Below are 15571 nucleotides of genomic sequence, written 5' to 3' on the forward strand. Positions count from 1 at the left end.
TTAAATCGTTAAGACACTATTTTTTAGTGTCTTTTTTTATTGTTTTTTAAAGTGATCTATCTAAATCGCTTAGGCTATTAGAGCTCTTATTTACGAAGCTAGTAAAAAGGTCCTTAACAGGACCTTCTTAGCAGCATCATAGAAATTACATCAATTAAGCCACTTGAGCTTTCAAGTGTTTCGCCAAAGGACTATTACCAATTTGCCATACAAATGGCAATTCAGTTTGATTCACGACAAAAGCCCCCACCACTTTCTCCTTATAAATAATCGGATTATGTGAGGATACGACACGTGCATTACGCCAGAAACGATCTAACTGCTTCGATGAAGCGCTGGCTGAAGCGCCCAAACTATTGAATAGTTTAGTTGTTAAATCAAGTACAAGATCTGAAATGACTACCTGCCCTTGAGCAGATTCTAGTTCTGCAATTTGGTTAATCTCATGAGCTTTTTCAGATGAAGCATTAAAGTGACTTAAATATGCATCATCCAGTGCTGCAGCTGTTTTTAAAGTAATGGCTTGACTGGCAAATGCTTGGGAAGATGCCTTACCAATCACTTGTAGAATCTGAGCATCATCACGGACAAGATCAGCATTCCCGTGGCTAAAGATTCGAGTACGCTTACGCACTTCCTCACTAAAGGTTTCCACCGCAGAAAATGCGATGCCGGTCAGTGTTGCTAGATGTACAACTTGATAAAAAGCTGTTTGATATTTAAAACGCTGATCAAACGGGTAAATATGATCTCGTTCAATCGACACTTGGTTGATTTTTAGCGTCCCGCTTCCAGTGGTTTTTTGACCAAATCCATCCCAATCATCATGTACTTTAATTCCATTAGCTTTAGTTGAGACCGCTGCAATCACATGCTGATCAGTGGTTTCGTCATAAGCAAAAAGATCAATCCAGTCGGCAAAAATAGTGCCTGTAGAATAGAACTTTTCTCCTGAAACTTCATATTCGCCTTGTTGGTTTTGCTTAACACGGGTAATGACGTCGCCTATCTCAACATTACCGACTTCTGTCCAAGCATTTCCTGCGATTTCACCATTTACAAACCGCTTAAACCAAAACGCTTGTGATTGATCTTTATGCGCCACTAAACGGTCTTCGACAAATGCAAAATGTCCACGTAAAGCTTGCACAATGTTTGAATCCGCTGTCGCCAACTCGATTAAGATTTGGAAAAGTTGCTGTTGGGTAAAACCTGCACCGCCATATTTTTTTGGCACACGTAATGCACCAAAACCTGCATCGTTTAACCATTTAATTTGTTCATGAGGCAAATTACGATCGGCTTCTCGTTGAACAACCCCTTCTGCAATCCGCTTAAAAATCGGTCGAAACTTTGCTGCAACCTCTTCATAGTTGGCACCAAGTGAAAGTTCTTCATTCTGGTGTAATATAGTCATAATAAATTTCTCCTTAGCTCCATGGATGACGTGGTGGTGGGACATCATTTAGAAAATAATTTCCTACAATGTTGTATTTCCAACGCACGGGATCATGCAAAGTGTGTGTTCTGGCATTGCGCCAATAACGATCTAAATTTAATTCTGATAAGGTCGAACGCGTGCCAGAAAGCTCAAATAATTTATTCGCTGCTAAAATCGCAATATCAGTCGTTAAGACTTTTGCTTCAGCCACGAGCAATGTTGCTTCATTAATATGATCTTCGGTCGGTTCAGCAAGTGCTAAATTAAGCGCTAATCCTGCCAAATCCAGAACGGCTTCAGCAGCACGCAGCTTAATTTTCAATTCACCAATATTAGCAATGGTATATGGATCTGAACTTGCTTTATCTAAACCTGAATCAATCCATGGACGTGCAAAGTTACGAACGTAATGAATCGTTTCTTGAATCGCACCACGCGCAATCCCAGCATCTACAGCAGCTTGAATAAATTGAGAAATTGCTCCAGCTGCAGTCGGTCTTACAAAAGCTTGATAAATTGGAACGATAAATTTTGCATCCACTTTAACGTTGTTTAATTCGACTGATCCACTGACCGTTGTACGCTGACCAAACCCACTCCAATCATTGGTAATTTTTACACCTTCTGTCCCTTGTGGCACGATTGCAGCAAATGGTTTTCCTTCAGCATCAATCGCAACAACCGGAATGCGGTGTGCCAGTAAAGCTCCAGTCGCAAAGAATTTTTGACCATTCACAATCCCATTACCAGAAGCATCAAATTCGATTTTTGTGGTGAGATCGGCAACCGTCTTTGACCCTTTTTCTGAGAAAGCATTCCCCAAACGCTCTCCACCAAGCACTGCTTTAAAAAAGAATTGTTTTTGTTCTTCGGTGGCATCTAAACGGATATGCTCTAGAAACACCCAATGATTTTGTGCGATTTGACCTAGTGATGGATCAGCGCTAGAAATGGTTTTAACAACTTCAGCGAGAGTCTTGTAGCTCGCTCCTGCACCGCCATATTGCTTTGGAATATTAATTGCCCAAAGCCCTGATTGAGAGTACTTGTTAATTTCACTCAAAGGTAAACGGCGTTCATGATCACGAATGGAGGCTTCCTTTGCAAAATCTTCAGCGAGCTGTTGTGCGATTTGAATCGCTTCTTCATCTGTCTTAATCACATGCGCTGGCTGATGAATTTGGTAGAATTCTTTTGAAATTTCAGCCTCATGCAATTTTATATCTATTTGTGCAGTCATTTTATTCTCTTCAAAAAAATTGAATAAAATTAAACTAGCACTAATTATTTTAATTTTTTATACGATTATTTTATTTACTAATCTAATTTCAAACAAAATAAATCATTTATTTTTTTATTATGAATATTGCAGTTTTTCTCATTAAATAATAAGTATGATATTTCATATAATCAGAATATAAACATTTAATTATTTTATATTTTCATTATGACTAAACATATACGATTTAATGCTTTTGAAATGAATTGCATTGCACATCAGTCCCCAGGCTTATGGCGTCATCCGCTCGATCGCTCTACGGAATATAAAGATTTGAAATATTGGACTGATTTAGCAAAAATATTAGAAAAAGGTATTTTTGACGGTATTTTTCTTGCAGATGTTTTGGGTATTTATGATGTGTATCATCAATCGGCTCAACATGCTTTAAATGGTGCTGTTCAAGTTCCTGTGAATGATCCAATTCAAATTGTTCCAGCAATGGCAGCAGTCACCCAACATTTAGGCTTTGGCGTAACCACCTCTATTTCATTCGAACATCCTTATCCCTTCGCACGACGTATGAGCACGTTGGATCATCTCACCAAAGGTCGCGCGGGTTGGAATATTGTGACTTCATATCTAGAAAGCGGATCCAAAAACTTAGGTTTAAAAACCCAAGTAAGTCACGACAATCGTTATGATATTGCAGACGAGTATCTGGAAGTTTTATATAAACTTTGGGAGGGTTCTTGGGAAAATGATGCGGTACGACGCGACAAAGCCGCTGGTATTTTTGCGGATCATACCAAAGTTCATCCAATCCAACATGAAGGTAAATATTTTAGCGTGCCAGGTATTCATATCTGTGAACCTTCTCCGCAACGCACACCTGTATTATACCAAGCAGGTGCATCAAAGCGTGGACAAAAATTTGCCAGTCAAAATGCAGAATGCGTATTTATATCTGCACCAACGAAAGTTGCTGTAAAAAAGTTAGCACAAGGAATTCGTCAGAATCTTATTGAGGAAGGTAAAGATCCAAACGCAGTTTTAATTTATACGATGTTTGCGATTGTGGTCGATGAAACTGATGAGAAAGCGCAGGCTAAATTTGCAGAGTATCAATCTTACGGTAGTTATGATGGTGGATTAACACTCGCTTCAGGCTGGTCTGGTGTAGATTTTTCACAATTCAAAGCTACAGACCAGGTTGAATATATTCATACCAATGCCATTCAGTCTATGTTGCAATCTTACGTAGAAGCAGATCCAGATAAAGTTTGGACCATTGAAGAAATTGCAAAATGGACCAGTGTAGGTGGAAATGGCCCCGTGATTGTCGGCTCACCAAGCACAGTAGCCGATCGTCTTCAAGAATGGGTGGATGAAACTGGCATTGATGGATTCAATTTGGCTTATATTTTGGCACATCAATCTTTTGAAGACGTGGTCAAATACGTCGTTCCTGAGTTACAACGTCGCGGTGTTTATCCTACAGAATACACCAAGGGGACGCTTAGAGAAAAGTTGTTTGGTCATGGACCATTACTTCCAGATGATCATCGTGGTGCTCAATACCGTAGGTCATCAACGAATGGGCTGCACACCACAACCCAAACCGCAACACTTGAATCTGTGTAGATCCATTTAAATTCTCTAAATCTAAAAAAAGCCCCTTTCGGGGGCTTTTTTTAATGCTGATGTTCTAGTTCATGGTGATATGCATCATCTTCTATCTGCAAGGTCATTTCAGTAATATGATGATCATGACTTAACATTTCAAAAGCTTGTTGATGTAAACGTTTAGGATCGACATTCGGTGCAACCAAATGAACTGTGAGCATGACTTTTTTGGATGTGATCGCCCAAACTTTTAATTGGTGAATGTCCTTAACTCCTTCAAGCGATAATAAATCTGTACGGAGCTTTTCAATATCAATCTCATCAGGCACACCTTCAAGTAGGATATTTACACTTTGCTTGGCGAGAATCCAAGCACGTGGTAAGACCCAAAATCCGATCAGGACTGCGATAATCGTGTCAATAAGTACCCAGCCTGTAAAATAAATAATCACAGCACCGATGATCACACCTACAGAACCAAGTGCATCACTTAATACTTCTAGATATGCACCTTTGACATTGAGGCTATCTTTACTACTCGAAAAAAGAATCTTCATCGAAATTAAATTAATGATTAAGCCAATGACGGCGACTATCATCATTCCAACACTCTGAATTTCAGGAGGATTACTTAATCGATGAATCGCTTCTATCAAAATATAAATTGCAACGATAAATAACATCACTGCATTAAATAGAGCTGCCAAAATTTCAAACCGTTGATATCCAAAAGTTCGCTTGTTGTCTGCAGGTTTTTGACCAATCTTAATTGCAACCAACGCGATGGCTAAAGCGGCAGCATCAGTAAACATATGTGCAGCATCAGACAATAAAGCTAAACTTTGGGTAATGAATGCTGCAACGACCTCAACAATTAGAAAGGTCGTGGTTAAAGCGAGTGCAAAAGTCAGTTTCTTTGCGTTGCCTTTACTGACTTCCACATGACTGTGATCATGATTATGCGAACTACCCATTTTATACTCCTCATCAGAAACCTCACTTAAAATAAAGTGAGGATCTGATTCATATACTTAATGTTATTGTTTAATTTATTGTTCTGCTTTTGCTTGATTCATCCACCTATACAATACAGGTAAAAGTAGCAATGTCAGTATGGTGGATGAAATAATTCCACCGATAACCACTGTCGCAAGCGGTCGCTGTACTTCAGCACCCGTACCCGTAGCGAGCGCCATTGGAACAAATCCTAAAGACGCCACAAAAGCAGTCATCAGCACAGGACGTAATCGCAACATTGCACCTTGCCAAATGGCATCTTTTAAACTGTATTCACTTCTTAGCTCCTTAATAAAGGTCAACATAACCAGTCCATTCAGAACAGCGACACCTGATAAAGCGATAAAACCAATACCGGCAGACATTGAGATGGGAATATCACGTAACCATAAAAATAAGACTCCCCCCGTGAGAGCAAAGGGTACGCCCGTGAATACCAATAAACTTTCTCTTATATTTTTGAATACAGCCATCAGCAGGATAAAAATCGTAATCAAAGCCAATGGAATCACGATAGTCATTCTAGCTTTGGCAGATGCCAAATTCTCAAACTGTCCACCATACTCAATCCAATAGCCACTCGGTAATACATATGTCGTGAGGCTAGATTGCAACTCTTGGACAAATGAACCCAGATCTCGCCCTTCAACATTTGCCGTCACAATAATCCTACGCTTGCCATTTTCACGACTCACCTGATTCATACCATCAATATTTGAAACTGTAGCCACATCTGCCAGTCTTACTGTCCCACCATTGGGGAGTTGTATGGGTAATTGTGCAATACCCATGACTGTTCGATCTTGATCGCTAAGTCGAATAACAAAATCAAAACGGCGGTCGCCTTGTAGAATTTCACCGACTTGTTGACCACCGATACTTGAAGCGACTAAATTTTGTATTTCACGAACCGAAAGACCATATTGCGCTGCTAAAGAACGATTTACATCTATATTTAACAAGGGTAAACCTGAAGTCTGTTCTACTTTGACTGCGGTACTGCCACTGATTTTTTGCACAATCTTGGCAATTTTGGCAGCTTCATCGTTTAACACCTGCATATCATCGCCAAAAATTTTTATACCTATGTCACTGCGCACCCCAGAAATGAGCTCATTAAAACGCAGTTCAATGGGTTGAGAAAATTCACTATTGTTGCCAGGCAAAGTCTCCAAAAAAGTTTCAATACGTGACCTTAAATCATCTAAGCTTTCTTTGGGATTCGGCCACTCTTGGCGAGATTTCAACATAATGAATCCATCTGAGATATTGGGTGGCATCACATCTGTGGCCACTTCAGCAGTACCCGTTCGTGCGAAAACATTTTTAATTTCTGGAAAATTTTGAAGCAAAAGTTTCTCAGTCATTTCCTGCATTCTTAATGATTCTTCTAAGCTGGTACTGGGTGAACGCATTTGTTGAATTGCAAAATCACCTTCGCTTAATTGCGGTGCGAATTCACTTCCTAAACGTGTCGCCAATAACCCTGTTAAAACCAAAATACTGACTGCGAGCGTTAACATGACCGTTCGATATAAATAAGTCATATCTAATGCTTTTAGATATCTTTTCTTTAACCATAACATCCATCTACTTTCAGTTTCTTTTACTTCACCTGTTACAAATAAGGCTACCGCTGCAGGAACAAAAGTGATGGATAAAATGATCGCAGCAATAAGTGCTAATACTACGGTGAGTGCCATAGGATGAAACATTTTTGCTTCAACACCACTTAAAGCAAAAATGGGCAAGTACACCACTAAAATAATCGTTTGACCAAAAATCAAAGGGCGGCGCGCTTGACGAGCAGCAAGGAATACTTCTTTAAATCGCTCTGAACGGGTTAAAGGTCGTTTAAACTGTTCTTGGGCATGAGCTAATCGGCGAATACAGTTTTCGACAATTACCACCGCCCCATCTACAATAATTCCGAAATCTAGCGCACCTAAACTCATAAGGTTGGCACTAATCTTTTGCTGTGCCATGCCAGATAATGTAAATAACATCGAAAGTGGAATCACGCATGCTGTAATTAAAGCTGCTCGAATATTTCCCAAGAAAATGAATAAAATCACAATCACCAAAATCGCCCCTTCGACTAAGTTCTTTTGAACTGTCTTAATGGCTTTCTCGACTAAGGTGGTACGATCGTAAACAGTTTCAATTTTTACGCCTTCGGGCAGTGTGGTTTGAATTTTTTGAATTTTTTGATCAACAGCCTGTGCAACACTACGGCTGTTTTCACCCATCATCATCATGGCGATGCCGAGTACGGTTTCTTCTCCGTTATAGGTCGCTCCGCCTGTTCTAAGATCATGTCCAATCGACACTGAAGCAATATCTGAAACACGGACAGGATTTCCATTTAAGGTAACCACCGTTGTATTTTCAATATCCTGTATCGTATTCAGTGTTCCAGGAACTCGTACTGTAAGTTGTTGACCTCCATCTTCAATAAATCCTGCTCCACGATTTTCATTGTTCTCAGTAAGAACTTGTTGAAGTTGCGTCAAACTGACTTGTAGTTGTTGCATACGATTCAAGTCTGGCGAAACAACATATGTTTTATTGAATCCTCCAATACTATTCACCTCAGCAACGCCTTTTACGCGTTGCAATTGTGGACGCACGATCCAATCTTGAATTTCGCGTAAATCCATTGCTGTGTATGAAGAACCATCAGGTTTTTTAGCCTTTGGCTCAGCTTTTAGTACCCATTGATAAATTTCACCCAGCCCCGTAGATACTGGAGACATGGTAGGTGCGATATCATCAGGTAATTCGGATTGAACCTCTTGCACACGCTGATTGATTTGTTGACGTGCCCAGTAAATATCTGTGCCATCTTTGAATACAATGGTGACCTGAGATAAACCATACCTAGAGATCGAACGTGTTAATTCAAGATCTGGTATCCCTGCCATGGCATTTTCAATTGAATACGTAATGCGTTGCTCAACTTCGAGCGCAGTAAATCCATTGGCTTGGGTATTAATTTGAACCTGTGTATTGGTAATGTCTGGAACTGCATCAATTGGCAATTTTTGATAACTATAAACTCCAACAGCAATCCAAGCACAAGCAAACAGCATGATCCAAATCGCATGTTGAATTGAAAACTGAATAATTCGCTCAAATAGCCCTTCAGCCTTCGGCATGTCATGATTAGTGCCCATGGTCAGCTTCTCCTTTTTCTAACTCCGATTTCAGTAAGAAGCTGCCTTGATTGACATATTTTTGCCCCGTCTGAAGACCAAACTTAATTTCTGCCCATTGACCATCTGAAGACATTTCACCTACTTCAATGGGTTGCGCTTTAAAGTGGAGTTTTCCATTTTTTTGTTCTGTAACAATAAATACTGCTGATTTACCTTCGATTTGTTGCACTGCATTTTTTGCAACGCGTAATACATTCGATGCATCGGGACTTTGAAGTTCAACATTTACCATCAAATTTGGTCTTAACTCACTTGCCTTTCCTTGAACTTTAGCGCGAACAATCAAGCGGCCAGTCTGCGCATCTGCTTGCGGCGTTAACGATTGCACAAGAGCTGTATAAGTCTGACCTGACTGTAAAGATTTAAATTGAATATTTTGTTGTGCACGAATTTGATTACTCGCATCTGCAGGTAACACAAATTCGAGCCATAAATCTTTTAATTGTTCGATGATGAAAATCTGATCTGCAAGTTGCACATTTTCACCCACCACAATGTCTTTTTGGCTGATCACGCCCGAGATTGGCGAACGAATGGTAAAACGACCATTCGAACCTGCTGAAGCTCCCAAAGCTTGTAAACGTGCATTGGCACTTTGCACTGCGATTTGTGATTGACGATATGAATTTTCAGCACGTTGCAAATCCTGTTTTGCGGAGATCCCCTGCGACCACATCTGTTGTTCACGTTGCAAATCTTGATGTGCCAAATCTAAATTGGATTGCGCCATTCTCAAATTCGCTTGTTGGTCAATAAGTTCTGGGACACTTAATACTGCAAGTACTTGACCTTTAGTCACTTCTTGTCCCAGTGCTACATTCACTTGCTCAACATGACCAGCAAAATTAGGGGAAATATGCGCTTGTTGGTCTGTATTTACCATCAATTTTGCAGGCAAGTTTGTGTATCGCGGAATTGCACCTAATTGAGCTGATTCTATCTTGATACCATGTTCTACCAACTGTTTAGATGTGAGTTCAATCTCATCTTCTTCTGCATGCTCAGCTTCTGCGCCATTCGACGTTTCAGCTTGCTCTTCACTCTCAACAATTGCTGTTTTCTTATTATCTTTGAAAAAAATCCAAATCCCGATAACTACCGTCACCCCAATAATCAGGGCGATGAGGAATGCTTGGTTTATTTTTCCTTGTTGTATAGATCTCATTTTATTCTGCCCCTATATTGATGAAATTTTCTGACTGTGACACAGCCTCTTTGAGTAATTGGGTATAGGCATCCGAACGACTAATTTGTTCATAACTGGTACCAATACTTAATGCCTCAGCAGTAAGTGCGGTTTGCCATGCCTCTCTTAAGAGCTGAATTTGACTGAGCCGAATATTTTGTAATTGTGTCGTTGCTTGTTGCACCTCAGTGATTGAAAGTTTTCCATTTTTAAAACCGAGCAAAGAGCGCATCTGTACTTTTTCAGACAAGTCTTTTTGTCTCAGTACAGCGTCATACTGCAGTTTTAAGCCACGCACCTGATGAAATGAGTTTGCAATCTCTAAAATTTGTTGTTTGAGTTCTCTTTGTTGTTGACGCTCAAGTAGAGATTGCTGGCGTTGGGCAAGCGGAATTTGGTATTGCTGACGATTAAAAATATTGAACGGAATATCGACACCCACAGATAAACTAGTATCGTTTGTCTCATTGGGCGCTTTTGTTCGCGTCATCCCTACATTCAAGTTTGGATTTGGTTTTGCTTTTACTTTAAGCTGCTCAATTCGTTGATTAGCCTGCACAACATTGAGTGCATAAAGCTTTTCTAAATAACCTGCAGAAATATAATTTTGAACATTCTGTTCAACTTGGTCAGGCCAATAAATCCGATTTGAATCAACCTTCACCTCTGCTTCAGTTTCTCCCCAGAGATTAGAAAGATTACGTTTTGCAATTTCTTTATTTAAAATGGCTTGCTGATAATTGCGTTCATTTTCTGCCGCTTCAATCTGCACTCGTTCATACTCAACCAAGGCTATGCTTCCTGCCTGATATCGTTTTTTAGCGCTGTCTAAAGTTTCACGACTGACTTGCAGTTGAGACTTTTGAATTTGTGCTTCAGATTGCGAAATTAAAAACTGTGACCAAGCATACTTCACGATTAATTGGCTTTGTGCTTCCCACAACTTTTCTTGCAATTCATTTTGTTGCCCAGCCAAACGCGCTATATTTTTTTGAATCCGTCTTTGACCAAAAATGTCTATCGGCTGACTAATACCAAGGCTCAATTCTTGATCTTGACTCGAACCAAAACCATCTCGAGAGAGATTGATGGACGGGTTTTGCCAAAGTCCACTTTGCTTGACAGCAAGTTCTGACATATGTTGTCGTTGCTGCCAAATCTGTTCTGATTGTTGATATTGAGACACTTGAACGAGTGCTTGTTCAAGCGAATTGACTGTCATTGCTTGAGCATTTGCACCCAAACTAAGCGAACCTAAAACCAGCCATAATCGAATGGAATGTTTTAATTTAAAAGACATGTGAATTTCCCACTAATTTAAAAATAAGTGGTGGGAAATTTTTAGGCTACCCCACCAATAGCGGGGTTAATTCAGGAGGCGGAGGGATTTTACCTAAATGAGGCGATTGATAAGCATTAATCCAAAGAAAGTGATTTTGGTAAATCTTTTCGATGTGTTGTGATGAAGGCAAATTCTCGTTTACAGCAAGAATAAACTGAGACATCGACGGCAGATGATCTTGATGATCCAAAACATCGATTTGCGCTTTTTCTTCTAGCGTCACGCTTTGATCATCGCCAAGCACGAAGTCTTTTTCAGTTTGGGACTTCGGACTTTGATTTGAAAGATCGGCTTGGCAAAGTACAGGTTGATGATGACCAAAGTGAAAACTTTGTGTCGATGTTGAGTCGCTTTCATGAACACAAAAAGCCGCCGCCACATTCCAAAGGCTTTGGAACATGAACATACATGCTAAGAATGTCACAAATTTAGCCGATCTCATTTAAGCAGGCTCTCATCTTTTCTATCTGCATTTAAAACGTGATAGTGATCACAATCAAGTGAAGAGTTGTAATTCTCCATCATATTTTCATGATCGAAACCTTGATATTGAAAGAATGTACATAAGAAAAATGAATGAAAACTTAAAAATTTAGCGCTTTTAAAGCACGCTTCGAAAATGGCATCGATTTTGCAACCCAATCATACGAATTTTATTTTTTGTATTACTGAGGTGGCAACGATGAGCTATGTTGCACGAGAATTGACCCAAAAGCATAAATTTTTGCTTGGTTTTGGATCGTTTTTAATTCCAATTTTAATCTGGTGTGCAGTAAGTTATTTGCCTTTTATTTGGCATCCCCAAGTTCAAATCACAGATTCTGGTAGCACATCATTTTTACAAGTCGATAGCCGTGTCAGTAGAGAAGTTTATTATGCTGAAGCGCAATTGGCAGTCGATCAAGGACTGCCACCACCTCGGGGAATTTTGGTCAATCCCATTTACCTACCCGCACCAGATGAAGTCGCTACAGCTTTAGTGACCGCATTTACAACACCACCCGCTCAAGCGAATGCACCATGGTTTCATGAAAGTTTATGGCACAGCATCAAACTGGTGTTTACCGCATTTTTTATTTCTTCTTTGATTGGTATTCCTTTGGGTATTCTTTGCGGTTTTTCTCATAAAATTTCTCAATTAACTGAACCTTTTGTAGAGTTCTTTCGCTATCTGCCTGCACCAGCCTTTGGCGCTCTTGCTGTTGCGATTTTGGGCATTAATGATGCACCTAAAATTGCCATTATTGTGATTGGTACCTTATTCCAACAAATTCTCATTATTGCCAATACCACCCGTCTGGTCGACCGCAGTCTTATTGAAGCTGGATTCACCTTAGGAACCAACAAAATCAAAAGTTTATTTTATGTGGTCATCCCCGCTGCACTCCCAGAAATTTATCGAAACCTTCGTGTACTTTTAGGTTGGGCTTGGACCTATTTAATCGTTGCAGAACTCATAGGAAGTACATCCGGTATCACGTGGTTCATCACTCAACAAGCTCGCTATCAAAACTTTGACAATGTTTTCGCCGCAATTTTGATTATCGGTTTGATTGGTCTGATTTGCGACGTGATTTTAATGAAACTTGGACAGCACTTATTTAAATGGAAAACGGGAGCTCGCTAATGTCTTCACTAATTCAACCCTCAGATTTTGATGCCCGCGCTTACTTTGACAAAATTTACGCTCGTCCCGTCATTTTAGAAGCGAAAAATCTCACCCAAAAGTTTAGCCACGGAAAAACTGAGCGCACCATTTTAAATGCTTTAGATTTAAAAATTCATAATCGTGAATTTATCTGTGTTATTGGTCCTTCAGGATGCGGTAAATCTACCTTTAGCCGTATTGTGGCAGGTCTTGATCCATATACCAGTGGTGAATTACTGGTAGACGGTGAAACCATCACAGGACCAAGTCCAGAGCGTGGCATGGTTTTCCAAGGCTACACACTGTTTCCATGGAAAACGGTAAAAGAAAATGTCATGTTTGGTCCACTCATGCGAGGTGCCAGCAATGCTACAGCTGAGGCGCAAGCCCGCGAATGGATCAACATTATCGGACTTGAAAAATTTGAGCAGCAATACCCTCATGAACTTTCAGGAGGGATGAAACAACGCGTTGCCATCGCTCGCGCGCTCGTGAATCAGCCAAAAATTCTCTTAATGGATGAACCCTTTGGGGCTTTAGATCCTCATACGCGTCAAAAAATGCAAAAGCATCTGATCGATCTTTGGGCCAATATCGATATCACGATTATTTTTGTGACACACGATATGGACGAGGCAATTTTACTGGCCGATCGGATTGTGGCATTGAAGGCCAATCCTGGCGAAATTAAGGAAATCATTGAGGTTGATCTACCAAGACCACGTCAGCATGAATTGATGCTCACTGAAAAATTTAAATCGTTAAGACAACGTGTAGATGCTTTGGTACATGCTGAAGAAGATGAACTTGATCCAGCTCTCGCAGACTTACCTAAAATTCCTAGAATGACCAAGGTCAGTCATTCTAAATAAGGCGCTATATCCTGATCACACAAACGGTCAGGATAAAGCATGCAACATCAATCCTTTTGACCACACCATTTTAAATGCAGCCTTGGATTAATCACGACTTCATTTCATCACGCTCAATTCTCCCATCTACCAATTGAATGGTTCGATCACATGTAGCGGATAATCGTGGATCATGGGTCACTAACAATACCGCACAATTTTGTTGCTCATTTACTTCACGAAACAGCTCAAAGACTTCGCTCGCTGTTTGACTGTCCAAATTACCTGTAGGTTCATCAGCGAGGAGTAAAGCAGGCTGAGTGATTAAAGCTCTGGCGATTGCGACACGTTGTTGTTGCCCACCAGAAAGTTGACTGGCTTTTCGTTGTGCAAATTGACTCAATCCTACCGCTTTTAACAAATCATGTGCCCGATCTAAAGCTTGCTGATTGGGTTTGCCATGCGCCAACATTAGAGGCATCAAAACATTCTCAATAACGGTGAACGCTTGAATCAAATGATGAAACTGAAACACAAATCCAATGCTCTTTCCACGCAATTCCGTTCTTTGTTGATCTTCCATTTGACTGGTTGGTTGACCAAGTAAATAAATTTCACCACTGGTGGGTTGATCAAGTAAACCTAAAATATTTAATAACGTACTTTTACCTGAACCTGAAGGTCCAATTAACGCAGCAAAATCTCGACGATGTATCGCAAAATCAATCCCATGCAGCACTTCAATTTCATTGGGTTGTCCAATGTTATAAGACTTTTTCAAAGCCTCTAAACGTAGTACTTCATCATGATTAGACATGACGGATTGCCTCCACAGGATCTAAACGCGCTGCACGACGGGCAGGAATCGCCGCTGCAATTAAACCGCTCAATGTTGCAAGTAATAAAGCTGATCCAATCAAATAAGGTGAAATTGGAATGTAGAATAACCCTGGGCCAAATTCATTAAATGACCAAACCAATACATAACTGGTCAGGATTCCAACAATAGAACCAAGTAAGCCGAAAATCGCACCTTGAATGAGAAAGATCATCAAAATTTGTTCTCGGCTCGCACCTGTAGCACGCAAGATTCCGATCTCACGTGTACGCTGTACCACTGTAATGGAGAGTACGCTGGCAATCGCAAATGCAACAGATATTCCAACAAATATAATAATCATATTGGTTGAAAGACTTTGCGCTGAAATCGCATTCATCAATTGCGCATTACTTTCAATCCAACTTTCAGCTTTTAATCCAGTGAGACGATGAATTTGAGTTGCGACCTGATCTGCGGAGAAAATATCAGAAATACGAAGATCAATAATGGTAACCCCACCCGGCAAACCCAATAAAGACTGTGCCCGCTTTAGATCGATATACATATAGCGTGAGTCTAGTTCTTTGACCCCGAGTTCAAAAATACCCGTTACATTCATGACGGCGTTAATATCTTGACCGTTATCAACACGAATTTTACTGCCTACGCGCACCCCAAGGTCTTTGGCCAACTCACTTCCGATAAGCACATCATCTGCCTTTAGACGAAGCTGACCAGCTTTAAGATACTCTTGCAAAGGTACAATACGTTGATAACGTGGTAAATCAATCCCCATAATCGCAACTGACTGAATCGCTTCCCCTCGTTTTACCAGTGCAGGTCCTGAAACCATGGGAGAAACGGCATTGAGCGTCTTGATATTGTCTAGATTTTCAAGAACTTCTTGCCAGTTATTGATCGACTTGAGTCTTTGAGCCCTTTGATCTTCATGGATGATGTGTGCCACGCCCTCAGGCACTTTAACGACGCGATTAACCTCATCTGGTGCATGTAAACTGATATGTGCCTGAGTACCCAACGTACGCTCAATCAAATTGGCCTGAAGCCCCTGAATTAATGCACTAATAAAGACAATAACGGCAACACCAATAGCAACACCACCAATAATCATCAGTGTTTGACTGCGACCCTCGCGTAAAAACCCAACAGCGATGAGCCAATTGGTCCATAAACGCTTCATCT

The 15571-nt window shown here is 40.4% G+C and carries 12 protein-coding genes; 3 read left to right on the forward strand and 9 right to left on the reverse strand.

Annotated elements, in window-relative coordinates:
* Nucleotides 1-154: 154 nt before the first annotated feature.
* Nucleotides 155-1417: an acyl-CoA dehydrogenase family protein gene (locus tag FTV17_RS03305; RefSeq protein WP_179998156.1), complete on the reverse strand. Its 1263-nt coding sequence runs from the start codon at nucleotides 1415-1417 to the stop codon at nucleotides 155-157.
* Nucleotides 1418-1430: 13 nt separating this feature from the next.
* Entirely contained in the window at nucleotides 1431-2681 is a 1251-nt protein-coding gene (locus FTV17_RS03310) for an SfnB family sulfur acquisition oxidoreductase (protein WP_179998157.1), read from the reverse strand.
* A gap of 207 nt (nucleotides 2682-2888) precedes the next feature.
* Here FTV17_RS03310 and FTV17_RS03315 point away from each other — a divergent pair, with 207 nt between their 5' ends.
* A complete protein-coding gene (locus FTV17_RS03315) occupies nucleotides 2889-4304 on the forward strand; it encodes an LLM class flavin-dependent oxidoreductase (RefSeq protein WP_179998158.1) in 1416 nt (471 codons plus the stop codon).
* A gap of 50 nt (nucleotides 4305-4354) precedes the next feature.
* On the opposite strand, the gene FTV17_RS03320 is transcribed toward FTV17_RS03315, so the two are convergent.
* The 5 genes from FTV17_RS03320 to FTV17_RS03340 all read right to left on the reverse strand — a co-directional run bounded on the left by FTV17_RS03320 (nucleotide 4355) and on the right by FTV17_RS03340 (nucleotide 11491).
* Complete coding sequence (locus FTV17_RS03320; protein WP_179998159.1) at nucleotides 4355-5260, reverse strand: cation diffusion facilitator family transporter; 906 nt, start codon at nucleotides 5258-5260, stop codon at nucleotides 4355-4357.
* A 75-nt stretch (nucleotides 5261-5335) separates the two neighbouring features.
* A complete protein-coding gene (locus FTV17_RS03325; protein WP_179998160.1) occupies nucleotides 5336-8479 on the reverse strand; it encodes an efflux RND transporter permease subunit in 3144 nt (1047 codons plus the stop codon).
* Nucleotides 8469-9686, reverse strand: a complete 1218-nt coding sequence (locus tag FTV17_RS03330) for an efflux RND transporter periplasmic adaptor subunit (protein ID WP_179998161.1) — start codon at nucleotides 9684-9686, stop codon at nucleotides 8469-8471. Before FTV17_RS03330 ends, FTV17_RS03325 begins: the two co-directional genes overlap by 11 nt.
* Before the next feature lies 1 nt (nucleotide 9687).
* Nucleotides 9688-11007, reverse strand: a complete 1320-nt coding sequence (locus FTV17_RS03335) for a TolC family protein (protein ID WP_179998162.1) — start codon at nucleotides 11005-11007, stop codon at nucleotides 9688-9690.
* 46 nt (nucleotides 11008-11053) lie between these two features.
* Nucleotides 11054-11491 carry a cation efflux protein, CzcI-like gene (locus FTV17_RS03340; protein ID WP_179998163.1) on the reverse strand — a complete coding sequence of 146 codons (438 nt, stop codon included), beginning with the start codon at nucleotides 11489-11491 and terminating at the stop codon, nucleotides 11054-11056.
* 240 nt (nucleotides 11492-11731) lie between these two features.
* Between FTV17_RS03340 and FTV17_RS03345 the strand changes: the two genes are divergently transcribed.
* Together FTV17_RS03345 and FTV17_RS03350 are read left to right on the forward strand one after the other, a co-directional pair.
* Nucleotides 11732-12676: an ABC transporter permease gene (locus FTV17_RS03345; RefSeq protein WP_179998164.1), complete on the forward strand. Its 945-nt coding sequence runs from the start codon at nucleotides 11732-11734 to the stop codon at nucleotides 12674-12676.
* Complete coding sequence (locus FTV17_RS03350; RefSeq protein ID WP_218945265.1) at nucleotides 12676-13569, forward strand: ABC transporter ATP-binding protein; 894 nt, start codon at nucleotides 12676-12678, stop codon at nucleotides 13567-13569. Before FTV17_RS03345 ends, FTV17_RS03350 begins: the two co-directional genes overlap by 1 nt.
* Nucleotides 13570-13660: 91 nt before the next feature.
* On the opposite strand, the gene FTV17_RS03355 is transcribed toward FTV17_RS03350, so the two are convergent.
* Nucleotides 13661-14365 (reverse strand): ABC transporter ATP-binding protein, encoded by a 705-nt coding sequence (locus tag FTV17_RS03355; RefSeq protein ID WP_179998165.1) that lies wholly within the window; start codon nucleotides 14363-14365, stop codon nucleotides 13661-13663.
* Nucleotides 14358-15569: an FtsX-like permease family protein gene (locus tag FTV17_RS03360; RefSeq protein ID WP_179998166.1), complete on the reverse strand. Its 1212-nt coding sequence runs from the start codon at nucleotides 15567-15569 to the stop codon at nucleotides 14358-14360. The genes FTV17_RS03355 and FTV17_RS03360 overlap by 8 nt, the downstream gene beginning before the upstream one ends.
* Nucleotides 15570-15571: the final 2 nt, after the last annotated feature.

The sequence above is a fragment of the Acinetobacter sp. YH12239 genome, from assembly GCF_013417635.1.
Classification (GTDB): Bacteria; Pseudomonadota; Gammaproteobacteria; order Pseudomonadales; family Moraxellaceae; genus Acinetobacter.

Bases quoted from the DNA above. Each gene is read 5' to 3' on its own strand.
- FTV17_RS03345 (WP_179998164.1), top strand. From the start codon at position 11,732: ATGAGCTATGTTGCACGAGAATTGACCCAAAAGCATAAATTTTTGCTT.
- FTV17_RS03335 (WP_179998162.1), bottom strand. From the start codon at position 11,007: ATGTCTTTTAAATTAAAACATTCCATTCGATTATGGCTGGTTTTAGGT.
- FTV17_RS03330 (WP_179998161.1), bottom strand. From the start codon at position 9,686: ATGAGATCTATACAACAAGGAAAAATAAACCAAGCATTCCTCATCGCC.
- FTV17_RS03325 (WP_179998160.1), bottom strand. From the start codon at position 8,479: ATGGGCACTAATCATGACATGCCGAAGGCTGAAGGGCTATTTGAGCGA.
- FTV17_RS03355 (WP_179998165.1), bottom strand. From the start codon at position 14,365: ATGTCTAATCATGATGAAGTACTACGTTTAGAGGCTTTGAAAAAGTCT.
- FTV17_RS03305 (WP_179998156.1), bottom strand. From the start codon at position 1,417: ATGACTATATTACACCAGAATGAAGAACTTTCACTTGGTGCCAACTAT.
- FTV17_RS03320 (WP_179998159.1), bottom strand. From the start codon at position 5,260: ATGGGTAGTTCGCATAATCATGATCACAGTCATGTGGAAGTCAGTAAA.
- FTV17_RS03360 (WP_179998166.1), bottom strand. From the start codon at position 15,569: ATGAAGCGTTTATGGACCAATTGGCTCATCGCTGTTGGGTTTTTACGC.
- FTV17_RS03310 (WP_179998157.1), bottom strand. From the start codon at position 2,681: ATGACTGCACAAATAGATATAAAATTGCATGAGGCTGAAATTTCAAAA.
- FTV17_RS03340 (WP_179998163.1), bottom strand. From the start codon at position 11,491: ATGAGATCGGCTAAATTTGTGACATTCTTAGCATGTATGTTCATGTTC.
- FTV17_RS03350 (WP_218945265.1), top strand. From the start codon at position 12,676: ATGTCTTCACTAATTCAACCCTCAGATTTTGATGCCCGCGCTTACTTT.
- FTV17_RS03315 (WP_179998158.1), top strand. From the start codon at position 2,889: ATGACTAAACATATACGATTTAATGCTTTTGAAATGAATTGCATTGCA.